Origin of the sequence: Peribacillus asahii (assembly GCF_003570725.1) — a bacterium.
GTDB classification, from domain to species: Bacteria; Bacillota; Bacilli; order Bacillales; family DSM-1321; genus Peribacillus; species Peribacillus asahii.
On record NZ_QWVS01000003.1, the window covers coordinates 21,041 to 45,456 of the forward strand.

Sequence of the window (24,416 nt, forward strand, 5' to 3'; positions counted from 1 at the left end):
ATTTTAAGCTGTAATAGGTCTTGATTGAAGTATATAAGTTTTCCCGTCTTTAATCGCAAACTCAATATCAACCGGGAATGAATAAAATTCTTCTAATATATTCGTAATGGACTCCAAAGATAAAATTTCTTCATCTTCAAGACAGAAAGCTTCACTTTCCTCTAATGTCGTTTCTACTTCAATTGTTGTGTTATCTATTGGTAGGATTTTCACTTCCTTTAGGCCCAAATCTTTTGTGATTGATTTAGTTTTCTTATTCACGATGAACGTGTCAGGTGTTACAATACCTGACACAATCGATTCACCTAGGCCATAACTCGCATTAATGATGATTTCCTCTGTATTTTCAGTAATTGGATTTACACTAAAAACAACGCCCGCTACATCTGGGTACACCATTTGTTGAATTAAAATCCCCATTGGAAAGTCCTCTAAAGAAATATCTTTTTGTGCGGCATAATCACGCGCATGCTCAGAAAAAACAGAAGCCCAGCATTGTTTAATAGCATAAAGCAACTGCTCTTCATCACGAACATTTAAAATTGTATCGTATTGACCGGCGAAAGAAGCATCTTGTAGATCTTCAGCAGAAGATGATGACCTAACAGCCACTGCCAAGTCTTGATAACCTGTTAATTCCTTCAATTTTATATAAGAAGAGATAATTTCCTTTTCAATTTCTTCCGGAATAGGAGCATTCAAAAATAGCTCAATAAATCCTTCATGGCTTAATTGGTTATGTAAAGAATTCGCTGTCATAAATCTATTTAAAGCATCAGCTTTAAGAATAAATCCATCAGGGATTGTAACCCCTTCGTTGATTATATTTGCTAAGTACAGCGCTTTCGTCCCTACTTGCAGTATCGATTCTTTGTTAGCTTCTCTTAGGAACACCGTAAACACTAATAAATAACCCCTTTCTTTTTAATAACACCATAATAAAAACAGGTAAAAATCATACTTTTTACCTATTAAACTTTAATTATCTATACTTTGTAAACTCCGATAGTGAAAAAACCTTGAAACTTTTGCTATCCAATGCAATTATTTGCTGTTTAAAGTGAGATATGTACTTCATTAAACCTTATTTTCTAGTTAATTACTTAATATAATGTAAATTTTAAAAATATTGTAGGAGGTGTATTTCCAATAGCAGCTACAATGGTCCCGATTGCCCCTATCCGTCCTCCTACAATAGACATAATATTTGAATTTTATGATGGACTACTTGAATTATTGTTTTAAGAAGTACTACCGAAACTTGAACTATTAAAATTTTTATTGTCCTTCATTGAACGGAATTTGGAAATCAATGAGGAAAACCTGCAGGAGATTATAGACCTGCTGGCTATGTACACAGCAATGTGGACAGTGATGAAGTACTTTATTTGGACGGTAACTTTATGAGTTACCGCGATATTGAGAAGGATTTTCTTCCATTCACCCAATCGTTCTACCACATCCAAGAAAAATCGAAACAAGTATAGAAAAAAAGAAACATAGAAACTTGCTGTTATGCAGACCGCTGTATTCGTGAAAAAGGCACATGAGTTAGTATGAGCAGCTGGCTATCAAAATAAATTCAATAATAGTTTAATCACTGTAACAATACTTAAAATATAAAACAAAAAGTCTTAATCCCTATATTTGGAGGAATTAAGACTTTTATTTCATTATATACATAAGCAATAGTCTCTTAGACAATTTCTGATAGCTTTTCATTTGCCTGATCAATATGTAGTTCTTTGACCTTAACATGTGACGGCAGCAGTGGATGATTGCGTATGATGCTAACAGTTTTTTGTACGCTATCCGTTACAGTTTTGCCTCCATGTAGCCATGCACTTACTGTCCCCTCTGGAAATTCCGGCATGCAATTTTCAAAAAGATAATCTAATGTTTGAATCTTGTCCGGCAATTCTTTGTTTTTATATATTTTGCTCAGTATATCCTCAATATTCTTTTGATCATCGTTTGTGGAGACCACAACGATTTCCTCAACATTATCCTGATACACAGCAATAATAATGTCCCTCATTAAATCGTCGAAGGGGTATGAAACGACTGGCTGATATGTTTGTAAGATGATCATGTTTTCCGGATTGACGTTGGTTTCTTCTTTGATGAATCGTTCTGACTTCTGCTCCGTTCCAATCACAAATAGTACTTTTTTCTCCTCATCTCTAGACATCCAATTCACCCCATAATTTTTTAATTTTGTTCTAAATACGTTTCCTGACTCTTTTTGATATAAAAAACGCGTGGGTCCGAACATACCTTTTGTTTTTAACATAATTTGCTTTGCAGGTCACCAGAAAGCTTAAAGACCATTACTCGTTCTCCAGTTTGTGTACTAAGATCGGTGTGAAAACTTACTACTTCTTCCCCTGTTATCGTTAAGATAATTTCTTTTAAATCATCCAGACCAGATTCCACTAAACTATTGCGATGTTCTTTTACCGATAACAATCCTTCTTTATCCAGACATACTGTATATTCAGCAGCAGTTAGTATACCGCGGAGTGTTACAATCACCATATCCCGTAAGATATCCGATTTAACAGATACGGATCCTCGTCCAAGATAGGTTTTCTCCCAATGTGTTAAAGCTTTGCTTACTTCAGATTCAATTGTTCCTTTTGTTTTTTCCATACCGATCCCTTTTCCTTTTTTCAAAGTTACATTCATAGATGGCCAAATATTGCCTATAATATTCTAAAAACCAATTTTCTCCACCAATGTGACGAATTTCTTTCGGAAATCTTTATACCATTGCTGCAAAAGCGCCGGAAAAGAAAGCAGCCTCACACAAGGACATATATAAACCGGGAAAGAGGTTAAGACCAACTCTCCCAGTGTCCTTCCGGATCAATGGACGCAAGCCGGATCCATCCGTTTTTCACTTTTTGACGAAAATCATGATTGTGATCCATCATCCGTTTCACATAGCCCCTCGGTGCTTGAATGACTACCAGCAAACGCAGTGGCTCATGATATGCCTCTTCATCCGATTTCATAACAGACTGCCAAGGAAGTCCGGATAATAAGTCACTGGCGTTCCCCTGCATGACTCCGAGACCTGCTGTCACGGTTTGGGTTGTTTTATTCCCGCTGCCATAATAATGAGGGGCAACAGTAGATGCATAATATTGCAGGTTAATCCATTGAGTTACCGTTGCCGGCCCGGAAATAATGTTGGCGAGAATAGCACCGTTTTTATCCTTCTTCCAGTTATAATTGTGGAGGAAAGCTCTTCCTTCCAGATTACAGTCTTGGGTCAGCTGACGTTCCCCAATGATAAACGCAGCGTTACGTGCCAAGCCCCATTCCGGACGGACCTCACTCCAATCTTCTGAAAGGCGCTGCGCCTCAGCCTTCGGATTCTTGAGATGCTTTCTGAGATTTGGCAACTGTGGAATCCGCTCGGCATTGGCTTCCTCACTCACCTTTGGTAACTCGGCTTGAACACGTTTAAATGCTTCCTTCGCTTTAACTGATAGTTCCGGAACATAAAGCCAACGTAATTCATCAAGTGTGGTAATATGCTCAGCGGCTGCAAAAACGGTATCTTCCGGAATGATAATTCCCTCTGTTTCGAGGATTTTCCTTACGTTTGGAAGATTACACAAGGTTGCCAGCACCCGTGCATTAAATCCGCTCGATGCTCCTCCGCATGCACCGCAGTCGAGTGCGGAACGATATGGATTGTTTGTGCTGTGACTTCCATGTCCGCAAATAACCACTAATGGTGCAAATTGATCGGTGAGTCCTATCGTTTTTAGTGCTTGCCGTACATAGTGTACTTGTTCTTTCAAGGAAAATCCAATTGGCAAATCTGTTTCCGTTTGTTGTGTATAGTCAAGTGAGAGTTCTGTAGCTGGTTTATGCAGCCATGTTTCGAGCAATTTACTTAATGTCCGGCCTGCACTCCGAGGCATAAAGCTGCGGGCCAACGTTTGCAGGCTGAGCCAAGGACCGCTAATTTCCGGAAGCACCATGCTGGAAACTAAATTATTTTTCATCGTTTTAAATGTATAACTGATTGAGTTGACTGCCTGATTCCGTTGTTCAAAAGATTCAAACTCTGGTGCGAACTCTTTTACTTTGTATTGCGGTTTAAACATGACCGGCAAAGAATTATGCGTGTGGTTACTGCCAAGCTCGCAAGTTTCAATCGGCAATCCGAAAAAGCCTGCTGTTCCAAAGGTCTCAAAATCTCCTGCTTTTTCAAGCTGACGGCGAAAAGGCTCTGAACGGACATCAATACAAAATACAAATTGAGCGAGTGCCGGCTTTACATTTTCTACCGCTGCAACAGGCTGTTGAGATGTAATCATTGTCTTCAATTGGTCTTCATATGTTTTTTCCCATGCTTCAAGTAAAAGCCGATTGCGCAGAACCTTATCAAAACGATACGCAAGGGTCAAACGTGCCTTTATTTCTGTAGAGGATAACTGTGACCAAGCATTGATTGGCAGGTTCCCCCATTCCGCCCAAGCTGCAATTAATGGTTCTGGATTTACTTTCTCATTTCTTTGTTCAGGCAAAGGCAGATAGGATTTAACTAAAGCCCATTCCATCGAAATTCTTACAGCTAAATAGTCAAGCAGCAGTGAAGTTTCTTCGGATGATTGCTGTGAGCGCCAAAGCATCATTCCCCCCCAGCCTGGCAAAGCAAGGAGATGCGCTTCTAAATAGTCTTGAATTTCTGAGAAAGGAATTTCTAGTAGAAGCAAAATCTCCCTTAAAGCAGCTTCTGGTTCTACCGGCAACTCACTTAGTTGTTTACGTACCTTACGGCTAAGTGCCGAGTCATGCTGGACTAGTTTCCGCCACGCATGATAGAAACCTTCTTCCCGGTTAGGCATCGACCAGACAGCCTGGGATTTATCCAAAAACAATTTACACCATTTGATAATATGACGGTTTAACTCGTGTGCTGCATTCACCCTTCCCAGTTGTTCCAAGCGCTGACTATAGGTTTTGACTGAATGTTTTTCTGTCATTTGAGATGTAAAACGGTTCAGCTTTCTTGCCATGCTTTTTAACTCAGATGCCTCCAAAGTACTTGAACATGGTTGGTTCTGTAAAAGTACAGCCCGGCAAAACTGTCCTGCGACCTCACGCGGCAACTCTAAAGACTGTGAGTTTAACCAATGTTGCAATCCCTTCTCTAAAAAGTCCTGATGAATCTCCCCTCGGTCCCATGCAGACTGAAATATAGAATCATTGGGGTAGATATCTACATCACAAGTATCCTTGAGCCAACGTGCCGTTTTTTCAAACGATTTTCCCTCCAAGCCTACCCAAGGGTTGCGTGCTGCAAATGTGTTAATAGGCCCGAGCGGTACAATGACACTGCTGGCGGATTTCACCAAGTCATTAAGATTAAAATCGAGGGTATCAGGAACACTTTCCCAATGTAATGTTTTTTCTAATGGTATATTCATCGTAAATGACCTCCTCTAAAGAATGATTGTGTCAAATGCTCAGGGTGACTTTCGACCAAATCATTTTCAGGCTCACCTAATCGTACAAGCCAAAGATAAATGAGAGTATAAGCACTTGATGAACGATGACGAGCCAGCCATACACCTGCAGCACTTCCGGCTAATAAGATAATCAGCAGCAGAACGGCTGCTGGTGCCGGTGTTTGAATTCCTTGCGGGATTGTATCTTGTAACACACTATAAAACGCATCATGTACCAAACTGTATACAGCGGCCGCTCCTGCAAGCAAAGAAAATCCTGCTATGCGCCCGATACGTCCGGATCCAAAAGCCACGAGCTGGGCCCAGGCAAATGAAACTGACCATCCTAAAGTAAGAGCGCTTATCAATTGATACCCCTCTCCAGGAGAAGACATCCAAAGACCAATTGCCACCAGGAGGCCTAAAATCCCGCCAGTAATTGTCCATAATAATGGCGTTGACTGGTTCGCCCTGGAGTTTGGCTCCTCGTGGTGATGAAGCACAGAGCCAGCCTGTAAGAAAAGGGTTGATTTGAATAGACCATGTAAGACAGCGTGGATAATGGCTGCCAAATAAGCACCTAATGCACATTGGATTAACATGAAGCCCATCTGCGCAATCGTAGACCCGACCAGCTGCCGTTTATAATCAACGTGAACCAACATAATTCCCGTCCCTATCATGACTGAAACACTGGACAATAGAAGTAAAACAATTTGGGCTATATCTCCGCTAAAAAGCGGTGAAAATCGAGTCAAGATAATTCCTCCTGCGTTCACTAATCCCGCATGCATGACAGCGGAAACAGGCGTTGGAGCCACTACTGAATCTAACAGCCAACGTTGGAAAGGCCATTGTGCTGCCGGAATAACAACAGCCAAGATTAGCAGCAGGTTAATACACGTCCTTTCCCATAAATCAAGCTGTGCAAGACCGGTTTCGGTAAGGACGAGCGACAGCTGCCAATGCCCCGTAGCTTGGGTAATCCAAATGACAGCTCCCAACAGGATCAGCCAGCCTAATGCAAACAGACGGCCGGATTGCTTAGCAGCGTTTCTAGCAACACTCCACTCTTTTTTTAAGCTTATAAGCAAAGTCAGTCCTAGGAGTGTAACCCCCCAGCAAACCAGCAGCAGACGAAGATCATTACTTAGCCAGACAGCGGAATCAGCAGTAGTAGTAATCGTCAGCAGAGCAAAATATTTTCGATAAGAACGATCACCGAGTAAGTAACGAACAGAATAGCGCTGCACGATAAAACCGATGGTAAGGACAAACAAAGCTAGCAGCCATGATAAGGAATCAAGCCGCCAAGGGCCATAAATCATGGTCTCATGGTTCGTAACAAGAGCCATTAGAGCAGCAATTGGGGGCAGCAATGTAACACCGACGTGAAGCCGGACAAAAGACAGCGGAACCCTTGGGTGTAACAGGAATAGCCCGCTAAGCACCGATATGGCAAGCAACCCAAAAAATATTTCAGGAAGAGAACTTAACATTTTACTTCCCCCCATCGATGTATAGAAGAAACTATCATTCTGAAAATATGACTGTGACCGATTCCTTTCATTACGCTACATTCCTTTCTGTTTATCTTTAAAAACAAAAAAACCGACAATTTTTTAAGCATAATGGTTAAATCCATTAAGCTTTGAAAATTGTCGGTTTACTTTTAACGGGCCCATCCAGGCCTTTTAATAGTCTACCTAATTATGTGATTTTCTTTCTTCCACTAAGGAAGTACAATTACAGTTATTCTCTTTTGTTATAGATTTACTTTTTCATATAGTCAATAGAAGTTATTAACCTCATGCTAAAGTAATCTATTTATTTAGAGAAATCAATTAAATAATTAATTTATGGTATATATACTACTATTTATTAAACATTCTGTCAAGTTAGAATTTAGTCCAAACTTACTTAGTGTGAATTTCAAGGAACGAGAACCTCATTTCTATTCAATCCTAGAACTGCGACTCCCTTTTAATTCAAATTAAATTTACTTATATGATTTTCGGAAAATGCCCTTTGTAAGTTTTTGCAGTATATAATTAAAAGTGAATATTGCAAACCACAATGTAATCATCGCTACTATGACACGAATGATAAATATAAGAAATCCATTCTGAAAATGCTCGATTAAGAATGAACTGCCGTAATAGTTACATAAATTCTTCCGAGTCTACAAAAAGAAGAAAGGCAGCCCCTTCAAGGTTCTGCCTTTCTCACGCTTTTTTACGAAATCTTTTTTCTTCCTCGAAGTCAAAACTGGAAATGTTTATTGTCCGTTGGGAAGAAAATTTTAGTTAGTCACGTTTTAAAACTATCTGTGCAACAACTTCCACATGCGCCGTTTGCGGAAACATATCCACAGGCTGCATATATTCCACTTTATACAGCTTGCTTAATTCATGTATGTCCTTCGCTAAAGTTGATGGATTACAGGATACATAGACAATTTTCTTCGGTTTGACTTTTAAAATCGTGTTTAGTAAGTTTTGATCACAGCCTGTTCTCGGCGGGTCGACGACTAAAACATCTGGCTTCCAACCTTCTTTAATCCAACGCGGCATCACATTTTCCGCTTTGCCGACTTCATAACGAACGTTGTTTCGGTTATGACGTTTCGCATTTTTCTTAGCATCATCGATCGATTCTTTGATGACATCCATGCCGCGTACTTCTTTTGCTTCTTTAGATAGCCACAGTCCAATTGTTCCAACTCCACAATACGCATCAACCACTTTTTCTTCGCCTGTCAGTGCTGCTGCTTTTTTGACTTCATCATAGAGCTTCACAGTTTGAATTGGGTTCAGTTGGAAGAACGTACGTGCTGATAGTTCATAGGATAAATCACCAAGTATTTCATTGATGACCTTTTCACCAGCTAAGTGGATTGTTTTGTCTCCAAAAATAAGCGATGTTTTCTTATTGTTAATGTTTTGAACAATGGATTTCACTTCAGGAAGTTGATCACGAATTTGTTTAATCAGCTTGTCTTTTTGCGGAATATCTTCTGTTCCTGTTACAAGGACAACTTGGACCTCTCCTGTTTCAAAACCTACGCGAGTAATGACCGTTCTAATGACCCCTTTATTCTTTCGTTCATTATAAATAGGAATGTTTAGGTTTTTTAAAATCTTCTTAACAGTACGCGTTACTTTATTTGTCGCTGAATGCTGCACGAGACAATTTGGAATATCGATTAAAGAATGTGAGTTTACTCCATACAAGCCAGCAATGAGCTTGCCTTCTTTTAACCCAACTTGATATTGGCTTTTGTTGCGATAGTTCCACGGGTCTTCCATGCCAATTGTCTCTTTAATATTTAAAGCAGAAATTGAATTTTTCGTATATCGTTCCATCGCCTGAACGACGATGTCACGTTTTTCAACAAGCTGTTGACTATAGCTTAAATGTTGCAGCTGGCAGCCGCCGCACTCCGCATAAATCGGACATGGTGCTTGAATGCGATGCGGGGATGATTTACGAATCGTTTTAATTTTTGCTTCAGAAAATTTAGGTTGAACTTTCGTTGCAACAGCAACTATTTCTTCTCCTGGTAACGCACCTGGAACGAAGACGACTTTCTTTTTAAAATAACCGACTCCTTCTCCATTAATGCCGAGTCGTTTGATTGTTAAGGGAAACGTTTGATTCACTTCTAATTGATCGTTTGTCATGTCTTTTCACTCCGTTTTTCCATGCTTCAAAAGCATATACGTCTCTTTGACAGTTTGCAACGTATTATATCATGTTTTTATCAAGAATAGAAAAACAGAGCCCAAAATGAGGGCCCCACTTTATTATTAATACAACATCCGATTCGGCAATTGCTGTTCAATCATTAAATCATCCAAACTTTTGAATACATATCCTTGTTTTTTCAAATCCGTTAAAATAGAATCAAGTGCATCAGCATTGTCTTTTGAAACTGTATGGATAAGCAAGATAGCTCCTGGATGAATTTGTTTCATTACTTCACCGTGAGCATAGGCCGCTCCTTTTTGTTCATCAACGACCCAATCTTTATAAGCAAGCGACCAAAATATGTGGTAATAGCCTTCTTCTTTAGCTACTTTCATCGTTCTTTCGTTAAACACTCCACGCGGTGGACGCAAATAATTCATTGTTTGCTGACCTGTTAACTCTGCTGTTTTTTCTTTTACTTGACGCAACTCGGAGCGAATCTGTTCATCCGTCATAACTGTCATATCTGGATGTGTCCATGAATGGTTTCCTACAATATGCCCTTCCTTTACCATTCTTTTCACAAGTTCGGGTGCTGTTTTTAAATAATGGCCCGTTACGAAAAAGGTAGCTGGTACATTTTGTTTTTTAAGTACATCTAAAATTTGGCCTGTGTAGCCGTTTTCATAGCCATTATCAAACGTTAAATAAATCTCTTTTTTCGAGGTATCTCCTAAATAAACCGCTTCATATTTCGGAAGCATTTTATCGAATTTCTGGCCTGCTTCAGCTGGTTTTCCATTACTTCCTTTCTTCATTCCCCAATTATATGATTCGGCAAAAGCCGGAGTTGCTAATGCCCATAATACACTCCAAATCGTCAATAAACAGATTAATTTCTTCATCTTTATTTAATCCCCCAACATACTTTTCTCTTAGTGTTTGGCGTAAAAACATTTATATGTAAGGAGAAGGAATTGGCATGATTCCAATAAAAAACCACCCTTCCAATAGAAAAGAAGGATGGCCCCAATCTATATTGATTTATCGTTTAAACAATGATTCTAATGCTTTCCAAACAATAATGACAGCGAAAAGCAAGACAACAACAATGCCAATCACAGCCAAAATAGGTTCAAGTCCAGCAAAAATTGTGCCAGCGACAGGAAGAAGGATAAAAGCAAAACCGGCTAATAGAGCAAGGAAGTATAACCAATAATTATTTTGCATTCCATTCCCTCCTTTCTGCTACTATTATATGCTCATCATTTTCAAATATTTGGACATTTCGGAAATAATTTTTTCTCTTGAGCATATATTTCTGCTAAAAGGAGGCGCTTTCATGGCTGAATGGTGGATCATTTCGATGGGGTTTATTTTTTGTCTCGGCTTAGTAGGCGGCGGCTTTGTCTATATCCTCAAAAAATCATTGAATTCGAAAGATGCCACAACCATTGATCCTTTGCCAAGTGAAGAAAATGAAAGCTAAGAAAAGCGCAAGGTCTCTGGAGCTAGATACCAAGACATATCTGAAATCCCCCCCCTTCAATCATCTTATAAAAAACGGGTGCTCTCTCTATTGGAGAGGCACCCGCTTCTTTCTTATTTAAATACTGTTTCTTTAAACTTAGCTAATTTTTCTAATGATGTTTGTTGAACGTCTTTGTGTAGGCTGTTCCCGTGAGAGTCCATTGTAACAACCGCCGTGAAACCTTCAACGCTTAAGTGCCACATTGCTTCAGGGATACCGAACTCTGTAAAGTTCACACCGTCAACAGATTTGATACAATCTGCATAGTATTGAGCCGCTCCACCGATTGCGTTTAAGTAAACGCCGCCGTGCTCTTCAAGCGCTGCCAATGTTTTTGGTCCCATTCCACCTTTACCGATAACAGCACGGATTCCGAATCTCTTCATGATATCCCCTTGGTATGGTTCTTCACGAATACTTGTTGTTGGACCAGCTGCTTTTACATGCCATTTACCTTCGTCATCTTTCAACATAACTGGACCACAGTGATAAATAATTTGACCATCTAAATCGATTGGTGAATCATTTTCAGATAAATGCTTGTGGATTGCATCACGGCCTGTGTACATTCTACCGTTAATACGAACAACGTCACCGACTTTAAGTTCACGGATTTGCTCTTCTGTAATTGGTGCTTCTAGAACAACCTCACGAGGTCCTTCTACAGCTGCTGCTGTTTCTTGCTCTGCTTGCTTATCTTCAAGTGCGAAGTCGATTTTTTCGCCTTCTTGATATAGCCATTCGTTAATTTCACCTGTTTCAGGGTTTACTTTCACACCTAAGCGACGGAATGCCCAACAGTTGTACGCAACAGAAACGAAGAAACTAGCTGGAAGACGGTGCATAACACCAATTTTACAACCTAATAATGTTGTTTCACCGCCAAAGCCCATTGTTCCGATTCCTAATTCATTTGCATGCTCCATTACGTATTCTTCTAATTTACGAAGATCTTCGTTTGGATTTACATCATCATTGCTGCGGAAAAGTTGCGCTTTTGCTAAATCGTATCCTGAAGAGCGATCTCCACCAATTCCAACGCCGATGAATCCAGCACTACATCCTTGTCCTTGTGCTTGATATACAGAGTGCATGATACATTTACGAATACCATCTAGGTCACGACCTGCTTTGCCAAGCCCTTCAAGCTCACATGGAAGGCTGTATTGAATATTTTTATTTTCACAACCGCCGCCTTTAAGAATTAGACGCGCATCGATATAATCTTTATCCCATTGTTCAAATTTGATAACTGGAAGACCTTCTCCTAAGTTATCACCGCTATTTTCCCCTGTTAAAGAATCAACTGCATTCGGACGAAGCTTTCCTGCTTTTGTAGCAAGAACTAACGCATTGCGAACTGCTTCTGCAATTTCAAGTTGATTTACGCCAACTGGTGTTTTAATTTTGAATGTTGGTAGTCCTGTATCTTGACAGATTGGAGATACATTATCATCCGCCATTGTAATATTATTTGTAATTGTTGCCAAACTCATTGCTGAACGTGTACCGGCATTTTCGCGTGCTTTTGCATCTTTAATTGCACGACGCACGTCTTTTGGTAAATTTGTAGATGTTTCTACAATTAGACTGTACATACTTTCTTGAAATTTAAACATATCCATCTTGCAGTCCCCCTCAATCCCCTATATTTAATTGCAATATCTATGTTTCTCTGGACATAGACATCACTAAATGAATTTAATACCTGTTTCATTATACATCTATCCCCATATTTCGAAAAGACAGACTTTTTATTTCATTAGAAAACTTGTCTCTGGCATGCTTGTAGAAAAAGACATAGTACCCCTTATACCACAGCTTTAGATATCAAGAACCACCCATTTTATCCCAATGTTATTCCCAAAAATAAAACCTTGTTTTAAAAAAACAAGGTTTTATTGAATATTAAACGAAAAGGACTCATACTATCGTACAAATCCTATTCTTATCCGCGACTCTTGAATTGTTCAACTTTCTCTTCTAATTCGTCAATCATATTAATTAAACGATCAATATCTTCTAACTCTGTATGTTCAGGTTCAATGCTGTCTAGAACCTCCATAAATATCGTTAAACGTTCCTTCAAATATTTAACTTGATCATCTTTACTGTAAATAGTTTTTCCCATGAAAACATTCCCCTTCCGTCTTCGTCTATCTATCGTATCGAATCTATATATAAAGTGCAATTGAAATCTCACTCGAAGCGTCCCATTATTGACATTAATTATCGGGTTTGTCCATAATGGGTTAGTGCATTAATACGTAAGGAGCCTTATACTATGACAATGAAAGAAACGATACTAACACCAATCACTCCCGAGCATGATCCTTGGGAAGCCTATATGGATATTGAGCAATACGGAAAAATGATGCTAACCAACGTCGAATTTACGACAACGACCCTTTGTAATATGCGTTGTGAGCATTGTGCTGTAGGCTATACATTACAGTCAAAAGATCCTGATGCCCTTCCATTAGAGCTACTGATTCAGCGCCTCGATGAGATTACAACATTACGTTCTCTTAGCATTACCGGCGGCGAGCCGATGCTATCTAAAAAATCCGTAAAAAATTATGTGTTACCTTTATTGAAATATGCACATAGTCGTGGGGTACGCACACAAATTAATTCCAACTTAACCCTTGATTTAGAACGTTATGAAGACATTGTTCCTTACTTAGATGTTCTACATATTTCCCACAATTGGGGAACAATTGATGAATTTATCGACACAGGTTTCGCAATGATGGATCGAAAACCAACACGTGAGCAACGTAAGAAATTATTTGATCAAATGATTACGAATTCCCGTGCTTTATCGGATGCTGGAGTATTGGTTTCTGCTGAAACGATGTTAAATAAACGAACCTTACCTTATTTAGATCATATTCATAAGCAAATTGTGGAAGAAATGGGCTGTAAACGTCATGAAGTACACCCTATGTATCCAAGCGATTTTGCCTCAGCATTAGAAACGCTTCCTTTAAATCAAATGCGTGAAGCTATTCATCACTTATTAGATATTCGCGATGAAAATGTATGGATGCTATTTGGGACCCTTCCTTTTTATCCATGCAACAATAATAAAGAAGATTTAGAGCTGCTAAAACGTTTATACAATTCGAAAAAAGTAACCGTCCGAAATGACCCTGACGGACGCTCCCGCTTAAATATAAATATTTTCACGGGCGAAGTAATTGTCACTGATTTTGGTGATGCACCGTCGCTTGGGAACATTGCCGATCAACCACTTACCAAATCCTATGAAACGTGGATGAATTCTAAGTTGGCTGCTCAACTCAACTGCCACTGTCCAGCTGTAAAATGTCTCGGACCAAATGTGTTAGTGAAAAATGCTTATTATCCGAAAACAGACTTTCAAAGTCGTACGTCTCGTATTTAAGAAATATGTGAAAAACCAACTGTATCCTAATAATAAAGCCTTGTAAAAAACTCGCCGATTGCTGGCGAGTTTTTTATTTGAATAAATTCTGTCTTACCTCGGTTGTTGTGAAGCTGTAAAACTAAATGAGAGATGATCTTGAATAGGGATCCATGCTCCAATTCCTTGGGAAGTCACATTTTTAATCGTTAAAGTACGCTTGCTGCCTTTTAAATTCAAATATACCTCACCATATGTGACTTTTCCTTTTTCATTGACAGCAGAAGCATAACCGTACAAATAACCGAGTCGTTTAGCTGGAATATTATATACATGATCTTTTTTCGTTCCTGCTCCGATAATTGTCTGGAAAGCAAGCGGTAGTTTCGTTTTCTCTGTTGCTTTTAACAGCATCATTTTTTGTACATCTTCTGCTTTAGGAATCTTTGCTGTTAATCCGCCATGTACGATTTTTTGCGCTTCTTGAACATAGTGAATTCTGTACGGGAGATTCCCCCCGCGATTATCATAATAATTCGTATTCACCTTTTGATATTCCCAGTTAGGCGATGTCTCAGTTGATTGGTAATTTAATGCCCAATGCCCAAGATAAATCGTGGCACGATAACCAAAGGCAAGGGGAGCTTTAGCAATCGTTGATTCATTTAACATACGAATCAATTCAGGGTTTTCAATAGGTACATCTGCAGAATCAAGTAATTGCTGAGCTAATTCACTAGGTTGTAAACGTGGTAAGTCTTGAGTTGGATTCGGATACGTATTTTCCTTCGTAATATTTAAAACAGCTGGTGGAATAGAAACTTTCATAGAAGCTGCCTTTTTGGCCTCTGTTTTTTGCACAGCTCCTCCGATATCCGCTCCAATGAATGAACACATTAAAATGGCAAAAATCATTACTAGTCTTCTCATGGTGTCGCGCTCCTTTTAAAGAGAATAAGTCAATTGTTTATAGATTTTGTTCGTAGACCGTATTCTATACACAAGGTCGCTTCTCCAAACTTTTCCTTTCCTGTATAAGAAAAAACAAAGCGCTGGAAGCTAGACACCAAAACTTTTTAGAAACTTATATTTTCTAACCTTTAGCTTCGTTCTATAGTAAATAAAATCCAATTCCCATAATGGCGTAAGCTGCCATTAACGTTAATCCTTCAAACCAGTTTGTTTCACCATCATTTGAAATCATAATCATTAAAAATACCGCTGTTACCATCGAAATGAGCTCAGGCCAGGTGAACACAAGCGGCATATACGTTGGGAAAAGTAAAGACAGCAACACTAACACAGGGGCAACGAACATAGCGATTTGCAGCGTAGATCCCACTGCAATTTCTACAGCAATATCCATTTTATTTTTATAAGCCATAATAATCGCTGTTGCATGTTCAGCAGCATTTCCAACAATAGCTACAATGATGACCCCAATAAATAGCTCTGTCCACCCAAATGTCTCCCCTACTTCACTAAACGTATGAACAAGGTGTTCTGAGATGTAAGCAACCGCTACAGTCGCAGCTGCCAGCACCGCTATAGCTATCCCTTTCCCCCATTCAGGCTCCTCTTCTTCATGCGCTCCCATCACTGCACCTTTTTCTGTCGGCTGATACACACCACGATGTGTTACTAGCTTAAAAAATAAAGCCGCCAAATAGAGCAGAATTAAAATAATCGATATACCGACACTTAATGACATCGTTTCTACATCACTCATATTTCGGCTAAATACTTCTGGAATAACAAACGCTACAATAACTGCAAAAATCAACAATCCCGCATTATGCCTGGCATCATATACATTAAATAACTGCCTTTTGTATCGCGTACCGCCCACAAAAAATGATAATCCGGCTACTAATAGTAGGTTCCCTAAAACAGAACCGGTTAAAGAAGCTAACACGATACCGATCAAGCCTGCTTTTAATGAAAAAATCGAAATAATAAGTTCAACGGCGTTTCCAAAAGTAGCATTCAATAACCCGCCAATTCGCGGTCCCATTACGATAGCTAGACTCTCCGTTGCACGTCCCATAAAGCTAGCTAAAGCAACAATCGTTAAACAATATACAACAAACATAATAACGCTTGGCCAATGCAGTAATGTTCCAATCACAGAAAGCGGAACACCCACTAACACAAGAACCATAAAGATTTTATTTGCCATTTTATCAAGCCACCTACTTTCTCATCAAAATGAACGGATTCTTTTTCAATGTATTACTACACCAATCACTCTATGTTTCACTAATATCCCCATTTTTTTTCAATATATAAGTAACTGCAGACTACAGATTCCCTAATTCTTTTCTATAGACCTTATTAAACAATCGACAGAGCTATTTAACACTACCTTTCCATCTAAAATACAGTCTGTTACCTAATTATATTTTTTACTAAATTAGAATTATTATAGTTTAATTTCTCCGGATATATGATATGATATAAATAATTAAATTATAGAAAAAGGCCGCTATTTATTGCTGTCATTGCATAAACAATGTCAGCTTTCATCTTTTTGAAACAAAATGCAGATGATTATCTTTCTCATTTATATATCAACTAATTGAGAAATAATATCATTATAATGAAGAAATCGGGGGGAAGACAATGACGACAGATACTAGACAATTACAACAACCTGCTGCACTAGAATCATCTTGGCTTGAAAAAATAAAACCGCATCTTGAACTGATTGCCGCTCTACTAAGTGGTGTTTTAATCTTAGTTGGATGGTTGCTGGATAAGAACGGACTTGGAACAAGCGCTGTTATCGTCTATTTAATGGCTTTTATCATCGGTGGATTTGCTAAAGCAAAAGAAGGTATTGAAGATACGATTGAAGATAGAGAATTAAACGTTGAAATGTTAATGATTTTTGCCGCAATTGGTTCAGCGATTATTGGCTACTGGACAGAAGGCGCTATTTTAATTTTTATCTTTGCATTAAGCGGAGCACTTGAAACATATACGATGAACAAAAGTCATAAAGAAATTTCTGCCTTAATGGATTTGCAGCCTGAAGAAGCATTACGCGTAACAAATGGCTATTCTGAAACAGTTGCTGTTTCTCAACTTGTTGTCGGTGACCTTATTTTAGTCAAACCAGGTGAACGAGTTCCATCTGACGGAACCATTACAGATGGACGTACAAATATCGATCAAGCAGCAATTACCGGAGAATCTGTTCCTGTTACAAAATCTGTTGGAGATGAAGTATTCGCTGGAACAGTAAACTTACGTGGAACCATTACCATTGAAATTACAAAACCTAATAGTGAAACATTATTCCAAAAAATTATCACTTTAGTACAATCTGCTCAAAGTGAGAAATCTCCTTCTCAGCTCTTCATTGAGCGTTTTGAAGGAACTTATGTAAAAGTAGTATTAGCCGTTGTAGCACTAATGATGTTTGTCCCTCACTTTGCACTCGGCTGGAGTTGGACGGAAACCTTTTATCGTGCCATGATTTTACTTGTTGTCGCGTCACCATGTGCTTTAGTGGCTTCGATTATGCCTGCAACACTATCGGCTATTTCCAATGGTGCTCGACGTGGTATTTTATTTAAAGGTGGTGTTCACCTTGAAAACTTAGGCAACTTACAAGCAATTGCATTAGATAAAACAGGGACATTAACAAAAGGAAAACCGGAAGTAACCGATGTTGTGATTCGTGAAAACTTACAAGAAGAAGATTTTCTCCTTCGCGTTGCTTCTATCGAGAATTATTCAAATCATCCGCTTGCAACAGCGATAGTACGTTATGCAAAGTCTCGTATTACTAAAGAATTAGTGAAACCAACTGATATGGAAGATATATCCGGAAATGGTGTTCAAGCGTACGTTGGCAACGAATTTTGGCAAGTAGGCCGCGCGAGCTTTGTTGGTCGTGATAAAGCTGAGCAGTTCCAAAACGGAATCGCCCTTTCCCTTGCAAACGAAGGAAAAACAATTGTCTTCGCCAAGGATGAACATGGAATTGCCGGAATTATTACCTTAAAAGATGTCGTTCGTGAGGAAACAGTTAAAGCGATTGAGGCATTGAAGAAAGAAGGCATATACACAGTCATGCTAACAGGAGACGGTGAAAAAACAGCAAGAGCCATCGCAATTGAAAGTCATATTGATGCTTATATTGCTGAATGTCTTCCAGAAACAAAGGTTGATGAAATAAAAAAATTAAAAGAACAATTTGGCACAGTCGCTATGGTTGGGGATGGAATCAACGATGCTCCTGCTCTCGCAACAGCTTCTGTCGGGATTGCAATGGGAGAAGGTACAGATGTAGCCCTTGAAACAGCCGATGTTGTGTTGATGAAAAACAATCTGCCACGAATTGCGGAAGCCGTAAAATTATCCAAGAAAATGAATCGAATTATTAAACAGAATGTAATTTTCTCAATTGTTGTGATTCTGCTTTTAATCTCTTCTAACTTCCTACAGTTCCTAGATCTACCATACGGTGTAATTGGTCATGAAGGAAGCACAATCTTAGTTATTTTAAATAGCTTGAGATTATTAAGAAACTAAGCACAAAAGAGTAAGCATATTAATCCGCCACGACATAGATATAAAAATAAAGAGGGCCCCTTTACGAAGAAGGAGCCCTCTATTATTAATGATAACCGTTCTTTCCGTTCGCTGAGCTGGATGTTTTATGCTTTGAACGCTTTTTCCCTTTTTGTTTTGTGTTGCCATCTTTTTTTGCGCTATTGCTCATAATCAAGTGCCTCCCTTTATAAAGATGTGTACAGATAAAGTATTCGACAAAAACCAATGTCTCATGTTAGGCAAATTACGCGCAATCTGGCTTTTTTTTCTCACTGACTGAAGCATTTATTTCCCCACCAATAATAATGATAATGCCGCTTAAATAAAACCAAATCATTAACACGATAATCCTGCCAAGACTTCCATACGTTGTCGAATAATGCCCAATTTTCTCTACATAAAAGGAAAATGCCAGGGACACCAAAACCCAGCCTACTGTAGCAAATATCGCTCCAGGAAGTACACTTAAACACTTTAATTTCTTATTAGGGGCAATCCAATATAGCATAAAGAAAACCAAAAAAAGAACAACAGAGCTAATTAACCACCGGAGCGTATTCCAAACACGAATAAATTCTTCTGAGAAACCAAGCTCTATTGATAAAAAGAAAACAATTTGTTTTCCGAATAATGGAAGTAACAAAGCAACAAGAAAAACAAAAATCATCGCTAATGTGAGAATAATCGACATTCCCCGGGCAATAAAAAAAGAACGGTTTTCTGTTACGTCGTATGCTCGATTAAAAGCACGAATAATGGCATTAAGTCCATTAGATGCTGACCAAAGAGTAGCAAAAATCCCAAATGAAAGTAACTTCCCATTTCCTTTCATCATCTCATTTAAGTTTTCTTCAATTAACTCCATGGACTTCTCTGGAGCAAAAGTATGCACCGTTCGTAAGATTTCCTCTTCAGAGTATGGTAAATACGCAACTAACGTAAACAAAACAATAAGAAGTGGAAATAGTGATAGCAAAAAGAAGTAAGAAAGTTGAGCAGCAAGACCAGATACATCATCTGCTTTTATTTTTTCTAGAAGTGTTTTAAAGAAGCTCCATCTTAGCATCACTCTTTTTACCACCATACCACCACCTCAATTGTCTACTTCACCTGTTGTTCGCTTAGTCCTGCCTTTTTCTTTTCAGCAACGAAAGCCTCTTTCGTTTCTTCAATCATTTGTGAGACTTCTGATGGAATATGACTCAATTCTTCTACAGTATCCACAAGAAGCGCAACCTCATCCGACACTTTCGTCACGGTTGTCCGCATTTGTGTTGTAGCTTCTCGTACTTGATCAATGACACGGTCTGGATTTTTCGCCAGATAATTAATACGTTCGCACCATTGCTTCGTACTTGCTTTTACGCTACGTCTCGTTGATTTATCAAAAAGGCTTAAACAACCTCCAACAACGGCACCTATCACTACAGCTTGAACAAATTTACTCTTCGGTTCTTCTTTTCTATAGTGTCTGCTTTCCCTACTCATCTATACCCCTCCTTGTCGTATATTAAATCGTCTGATAATCCAAGTATATCCAATAATTTAGTTGTTTGTATATTTTTTATTTCTTTCTAAAATAGTTGTGATTAGAACGTACTGTTTTCATTGACTTCTATTCGTAATCATGAAAAGATGAACATAATTGAAAAAGAACGAGAGGATGGTAAACATGGATTTAACAAAAAATAGCCCAGAAGCAGTAGAATTTATGGTAGAAGCAATTAAAGAAAAGCTAAGAATGATGAATATTGGTGCGATTAAATCTGATTCATTTAATGCTTCTATGTACGAAGAATTACATGAATTATACGAAATGGTTATGCGTAAAACAAATTTCAGCCCAAGTGAAATGGAAGCCATTGCTGAAGAATTAGGCCGATTACGTAATGTATAACAATAATAAAGAAGGGACGGATTAATAAGCTCCGCCCCTTCTTTTTATTGTTCAGTTAAAATAATCGGACCGTTTTTAGTAATTGCTAATGTATGTTCATACTGTGCTGAATATTTTCCATCAGCCGTTGAAGCAGTCCAACCATTCGCATCTCTCACCGCTTCGTAAGTACCAACATTCACCATCGGTTCAATTGTGAAGACCATTCCTTCTTTCAAGCGCAGCCCTTTATGAGGTAATCCATAATGCGGCACTTGTGGATCTTCATGAATTACATTACCGATACCATGACCTATAAAGTCACGCACAACCGAAAAACCTTCCGCTTCCACATAAGACTGAATCGCATGACCAATATCTCCAATTCTATTGCCTGCAACCGCAACCTCAATCGCACGATATAGAGATTCCTTTGTGACAGCTAGTAAATGTTCCGTTTCTTTTGACACTTTGCCGACTGGATAAGTCCATGCTGAATCAGAAAGCGCCCCATTATAATTCACTACCATATCAATCGTTACAATATCTCCACTTTTCAGCGGTGTTTTCCGAGGAAAACCATGACAAATTTCTTCATTGATGCTCGCACATGTTGCATATTTATATCCTTTATATCCTTTTTGCTCTGGTTTTGCCCCATGCTTTTTTAAATAGGCTTCTACAAATTCTTCAATTTCCCAAGTTGTCACACCCGGTTGAATAAGCTTCGCAATTTCCCTGTGGCAAGCAGCTAAAATTTTTCCCGACTCATGCATAGCCTGTATTTCACGTTCAGATTTTAATACGATCAACGATGACACTTCCTTTTTAAAGTAGGCTGTATTAAATACTATTGACTTTGAGCTTATTTTAACAATGCTGAGATGCACTAGAAACCAATAGCTCCATATAACCAAGCCTTAAATTATGCTACTCTCTTTATCTTACTGTAAATGTATTCATATGAAAACATTGAGGATACATTTTCTCATAACAAGAAAAAGGAATAAAAAAATCTGTCACTTTGGACAGAATTTTTTATTCATCTACGTTTGTTCTTGGCACAATTAAAATTTCAACACGTCGGTTTTTGGCACGGCCTTCCGCCGTTTTATTAGACGCAACAGGCTTAAATTCACCAAAACCTTTTGCACTAAACCACTCTGGATCTAATTTATCGTTCTCTAATAAAATTTTCATAAAGTTAACCGCACGCATAACACTCAAATCCCAGTTCGAATCAAATTGATTTGTTTTAATTGGGAGATTATCCGTATGTCCACTAATAACAATACTCCGTGGCGGATTCATCACAAGAAGCTTCGAAATATCTCTTGCAATTCGCTGATTCTCTTTCCCTACCTCAGCATCCCCTGATTCAAACAAAACATTATCTCGAATTGTAACAAGCAAGCCTTCATCTGTAAGCGAGGTGCCTAACTTATCACTCAACTCTTTATTTTCAATATATGTATTAACTTTACTTTGAATATGTGAAAGCTCTTCTTGCTCCGTCTTTCCGCTTCCGCCTCGTTCTAAGGAATCTGCATTGTCCATCTGTGTTGTACTAGGAAAATCCATTACCCCCGTTCCGCCTGTAAACACTTGATTAAAGTAATTAGACATCGAATTGAACTTCTTGGAGTCAATGGAACTGGAAGCAAAGAGAACAATAAAAAGAGCAAGCAAAAGCGTTAAAATATCAGCATAAGGCACTAACCAAGATTCATCGATATGCTCTTCATGATTTCTTTTCTTTTTCTTCCTAGCCATCTTGCTTCACTTCGCCTTCCAGCCACTTCTTCCGATCGTCAGCAGGTAAATATGAAGTTAGCTTCTGCTCAATTATTCTTGGAGCTTCCCCTTCAATAATAGATAAAATCCCTTCGATCATCATTTCTTTAATCCTTACTTCTTGTTGAGACTTACGTTTTAACTTATTCGCAAATGGATGCCAAAGCACATATCCGGTGTAAATCCCTAGCATAGTTGCGATAAAGGCTGCCGAAATGGCATGTCCTAATGCTTCAATATCAGACATATTTCCTAAAGCAGCAATTAGACCTAATACAGCACCTAGTACCCCAAGCGTTGGCGCATATGTCCCAGCTTGAGTAAAGATTGCCGCACCACCGCGATGCCTCTCTTCCATCGCTTCGATTTCTTCCGTCAAAATATCACGTATGTAATCCGCACTTTGTCCTTCAACAGCAAGATTTAAACCGTTCTTCAAAAACTGATTGTCTATTTGATCTGCGATACTTTCAAGTGCTAACAAACCTTCTTTTCTAGCAATAACCGCCCACTCAGAAAAGGTTTTAATTAACTCCTCTGGTTTTGTTAACTGTTGTTCTGTAAATAAAATTTTAAATAGTTGTGGAACTTTCTTTAATTCAGACATAGGAAACGCTGTTACAACTGCTGCAACAGTCCCAACCATAATAATCATAATAGCTGCTGGATTAATTAATGCTGAAAAAGCAACCCCTTTAAAGAACATTCCCAAGGCTATTGCAATAACACCAAGCAAAACCCCTATTAATGATGCTTTATCCATAATACTCACCCATTCATTTAAAATCTTCTAGTATCTATTTCTTATATCGGAAGGTTGAGTAAAAAAATGAATATATTTTTGTTTTTTCCATACTTCGATTTCTAAAAACTCGTTCATTTATCGAACTCTGATACAAATAAGTCAAACATCCACATCATCATATACGTAAGCCTTATATCAAACTTTATGATTAGACACTACTGATTTTTTTAACGCTGCCCACTTAATAAGCGGAGAAATCAAAAAAAGAATAAACAAAATTCTAAACAGATGAAAACTCGTTACCGTTGAAACATCGATATGAACCGATAAAGCCGTCACAGACATTTCTGCCACTCCGCCTGGAGCAAGGCTTAAAAATAGCTCATTTACAGGTATAGAAATATAATGCCCTAGAAATACAGCCATTCCATAGCAAAAAGCAATTAATAGAACGTTACTTACAAAAATAATACCGAACATTTTCTTAAACAACTGTGGATTATCTACTTTTAACGTATATCCTAAGTATGCTCCAATCATTAATTGTGAGAGATTCAACCAAAAGCTAGGCACTTCAGGGGCACCAGAACCAACCAAATTGAATAAAGTAGCCGCCAATAGAGGACCTAATAGATGCGGAAGAGGAAAATGAATTTTCTTACCAAGACTAATAAACACAATAAGAACAAACAATAATAATAGCGCAAACTTCCAATCATATTGAAGTAAAAAGAAATGCTCATCCGTAATAGGGCTAACCGCAACCGCATCATCAGACAATACATGTGTAACAAGCCACGGCACAATCGAAATAACGAGAATAACCCGAAGTGTTTGCATAAAGGCAACAACTGTTTCATCTACACCTTTTAATTCTTCACTTAATATGACCATTTGAGATAACCCACCTGGAAAACTTCCTAACAATGATGTACCTGGACGAATGTTCATCCACTTTGCAATCAATAGTCCTGTTAGTACAGTAAATACGGTTATGACCGCCGTTGACAAAAGCATAATCGGTAAATGATGAAGCATCTCTGCCAACGCTTCTTTTGTAAAAGCACTTCCTAGTTGAACACCTAAAATAATTAACCCGAGGCTTCTTAAATTTTTTGACCAATAAAAATAATGGCCGAACTTCAGCTTAGCAATTAAAATAACGAAAAGCGGACCTAGCATCCACGGTAAATACATACCTAAACATTCGAAAAAATAACCTCCTATAAAAGCAAGAAGAGCTACAATAATCGTCTTTATCGTTAGCTTTCCTCGTATACTCTCATTTATCTTTTTCACTACAAATACCTTCTTTTTCACCATTTATTTCTCTATTCTAGCACAAAATATGAAATGAA

The 24,416-nt window shown here is 38.4% G+C and carries 22 protein-coding genes; 4 read left to right on the forward strand and 18 right to left on the reverse strand.

What is annotated here, in order from left to right:
• Positions 1 to 3: 3 nt before the first annotated feature.
• The 8 genes from D1953_RS02895 to D1953_RS02930 all read right to left on the reverse strand — a co-directional run bounded on the left by D1953_RS02895 (position 4) and on the right by D1953_RS02930 (position 10,391).
• Entirely contained in the window at positions 4 to 903 is a 900-nt protein-coding gene (locus tag D1953_RS02895) for a PEP/pyruvate-binding domain-containing protein (protein ID WP_119115666.1), read from the reverse strand.
• Positions 904 to 1,696: 793 nt separating this feature from the next.
• A complete protein-coding gene (locus tag D1953_RS02900) occupies positions 1,697 to 2,191 on the reverse strand; it encodes a carbonic anhydrase (protein ID WP_142920429.1) in 495 nt (164 codons plus the stop codon).
• Positions 2,192 to 2,286: 95 nt separating this feature from the next.
• Positions 2,287 to 2,652, reverse strand: a complete 366-nt coding sequence (locus tag D1953_RS02905) for a Na-translocating system protein MpsC family protein (protein WP_119115668.1) — start codon at positions 2,650 to 2,652, stop codon at positions 2,287 to 2,289.
• 185 nt (positions 2,653 to 2,837) lie between these two features.
• Positions 2,838 to 5,450: a DUF2309 domain-containing protein gene (locus tag D1953_RS02910; RefSeq protein WP_119115669.1), complete on the reverse strand. Its 2,613-nt coding sequence runs from the start codon at positions 5,448 to 5,450 to the stop codon at positions 2,838 to 2,840.
• A complete protein-coding gene (locus D1953_RS02915) occupies positions 5,447 to 6,985 on the reverse strand; it encodes an NADH dehydrogenase subunit 5 (RefSeq protein ID WP_119115670.1) in 1,539 nt (512 codons plus the stop codon). The genes D1953_RS02910 and D1953_RS02915 overlap by 4 nt, the downstream gene beginning before the upstream one ends.
• Before the next feature lie 792 nt (positions 6,986 to 7,777).
• Positions 7,778 to 9,154, reverse strand: coding sequence for a 23S rRNA (uracil(1939)-C(5))-methyltransferase RlmD (gene rlmD, locus D1953_RS02920; protein ID WP_119115671.1), 1,377 nt, complete (start codon positions 9,152 to 9,154; stop codon positions 7,778 to 7,780).
• Positions 9,155 to 9,280: 126 nt separating this feature from the next.
• Positions 9,281 to 10,066, reverse strand: a complete 786-nt coding sequence (gene pdaA / locus D1953_RS02925) for a delta-lactam-biosynthetic de-N-acetylase (RefSeq protein WP_119115672.1) — start codon at positions 10,064 to 10,066, stop codon at positions 9,281 to 9,283.
• A 139-nt stretch (positions 10,067 to 10,205) separates the two neighbouring features.
• On the reverse strand, positions 10,206 to 10,391 hold the full coding sequence (locus D1953_RS02930; RefSeq protein ID WP_119115673.1) for a hypothetical protein: 186 nt from the start codon (positions 10,389 to 10,391) through the stop codon (positions 10,206 to 10,208).
• A gap of 112 nt (positions 10,392 to 10,503) precedes the next feature.
• Between D1953_RS02930 and D1953_RS21115 the strand changes: the two genes are divergently transcribed.
• Complete coding sequence (locus D1953_RS21115) at positions 10,504 to 10,650, forward strand: hypothetical protein (protein ID WP_182480478.1); 147 nt, start codon at positions 10,504 to 10,506, stop codon at positions 10,648 to 10,650.
• Between the two features lie 113 nt (positions 10,651 to 10,763).
• On the opposite strand, the gene D1953_RS02935 is transcribed toward D1953_RS21115, so the two are convergent.
• Positions 10,764 to 12,317: a fumarate hydratase gene (locus D1953_RS02935; protein WP_119115674.1), complete on the reverse strand. Its 1,554-nt coding sequence runs from the start codon at positions 12,315 to 12,317 to the stop codon at positions 10,764 to 10,766.
• 323 nt (positions 12,318 to 12,640) lie between these two features.
• Positions 12,641 to 12,823 carry an SE1561 family protein gene (locus tag D1953_RS02940; RefSeq protein WP_119115675.1) on the reverse strand — a complete coding sequence of 61 codons (183 nt, stop codon included), beginning with the start codon at positions 12,821 to 12,823 and terminating at the stop codon, positions 12,641 to 12,643.
• 159 nt (positions 12,824 to 12,982) lie between these two features.
• Between D1953_RS02940 and yfkAB the strand changes: the two genes are divergently transcribed.
• Complete coding sequence (gene yfkAB, locus D1953_RS02945) at positions 12,983 to 14,101, forward strand: radical SAM/CxCxxxxC motif protein YfkAB (RefSeq protein WP_425454243.1); 1,119 nt, start codon at positions 12,983 to 12,985, stop codon at positions 14,099 to 14,101.
• 93 nt (positions 14,102 to 14,194) lie between these two features.
• On the opposite strand, the gene D1953_RS02950 is transcribed toward yfkAB, so the two are convergent.
• Positions 14,195 to 15,010 carry a YfkD famly protein gene (locus D1953_RS02950; protein ID WP_182480479.1) on the reverse strand — a complete coding sequence of 272 codons (816 nt, stop codon included), beginning with the start codon at positions 15,008 to 15,010 and terminating at the stop codon, positions 14,195 to 14,197.
• Positions 15,011 to 15,191: 181 nt separating this feature from the next.
• The gene (gene cax / locus D1953_RS02955; RefSeq protein ID WP_119115677.1) at positions 15,192 to 16,259 is read right to left on the reverse strand and encodes a calcium/proton exchanger; all 1,068 of its coding nucleotides are present in this window, start codon (positions 16,257 to 16,259) and stop codon (positions 15,192 to 15,194) included.
• A gap of 443 nt (positions 16,260 to 16,702) precedes the next feature.
• On the opposite strand from cax, the gene D1953_RS02960 reads away from it, so the two are divergent.
• Positions 16,703 to 18,622 carry a heavy metal translocating P-type ATPase gene (locus D1953_RS02960; RefSeq protein WP_119115678.1) on the forward strand — a complete coding sequence of 640 codons (1,920 nt, stop codon included), beginning with the start codon at positions 16,703 to 16,705 and terminating at the stop codon, positions 18,620 to 18,622.
• A 265-nt stretch (positions 18,623 to 18,887) separates the two neighbouring features.
• Here the strand turns inward: D1953_RS02960 and D1953_RS02965 are convergent, their stop codons facing one another.
• Together D1953_RS02965 and D1953_RS02970 are read right to left on the reverse strand one after the other, a co-directional pair.
• Positions 18,888 to 19,727 carry a YihY/virulence factor BrkB family protein gene (locus D1953_RS02965; protein WP_245979876.1) on the reverse strand — a complete coding sequence of 280 codons (840 nt, stop codon included), beginning with the start codon at positions 19,725 to 19,727 and terminating at the stop codon, positions 18,888 to 18,890.
• 17 nt (positions 19,728 to 19,744) lie between these two features.
• Complete coding sequence (locus tag D1953_RS02970) at positions 19,745 to 20,131, reverse strand: YtxH domain-containing protein (RefSeq protein WP_119115679.1); 387 nt, start codon at positions 20,129 to 20,131, stop codon at positions 19,745 to 19,747.
• Positions 20,132 to 20,315: 184 nt separating this feature from the next.
• Here D1953_RS02970 and D1953_RS02975 point away from each other — a divergent pair, with 184 nt between their 5' ends.
• Positions 20,316 to 20,540: a DUF1128 domain-containing protein gene (locus tag D1953_RS02975; RefSeq protein WP_119115680.1), complete on the forward strand. Its 225-nt coding sequence runs from the start codon at positions 20,316 to 20,318 to the stop codon at positions 20,538 to 20,540.
• Between the two features lie 44 nt (positions 20,541 to 20,584).
• Here the strand turns inward: D1953_RS02975 and map are convergent, their stop codons facing one another.
• The 4 genes from map to D1953_RS02995 all read right to left on the reverse strand — a co-directional run bounded on the left by map (position 20,585) and on the right by D1953_RS02995 (position 24,357).
• Positions 20,585 to 21,331: a type I methionyl aminopeptidase gene (gene map, locus D1953_RS02980; protein WP_119115681.1), complete on the reverse strand. Its 747-nt coding sequence runs from the start codon at positions 21,329 to 21,331 to the stop codon at positions 20,585 to 20,587.
• 226 nt (positions 21,332 to 21,557) lie between these two features.
• Complete coding sequence (motB, locus tag D1953_RS02985; RefSeq protein WP_119115682.1) at positions 21,558 to 22,292, reverse strand: flagellar motor protein MotB; 735 nt, start codon at positions 22,290 to 22,292, stop codon at positions 21,558 to 21,560.
• Complete coding sequence (gene motA / locus D1953_RS02990) at positions 22,285 to 23,076, reverse strand: flagellar motor stator protein MotA (RefSeq protein WP_119115683.1); 792 nt, start codon at positions 23,074 to 23,076, stop codon at positions 22,285 to 22,287. The genes motB and motA overlap by 8 nt, the downstream gene beginning before the upstream one ends.
• A 177-nt stretch (positions 23,077 to 23,253) precedes the next feature.
• Positions 23,254 to 24,357 (reverse strand): AbrB family transcriptional regulator, encoded by a 1,104-nt coding sequence (locus tag D1953_RS02995; protein ID WP_182480480.1) that lies wholly within the window; start codon positions 24,355 to 24,357, stop codon positions 23,254 to 23,256.
• Between the last annotated feature and the right edge of the window lie 59 nt (positions 24,358 to 24,416).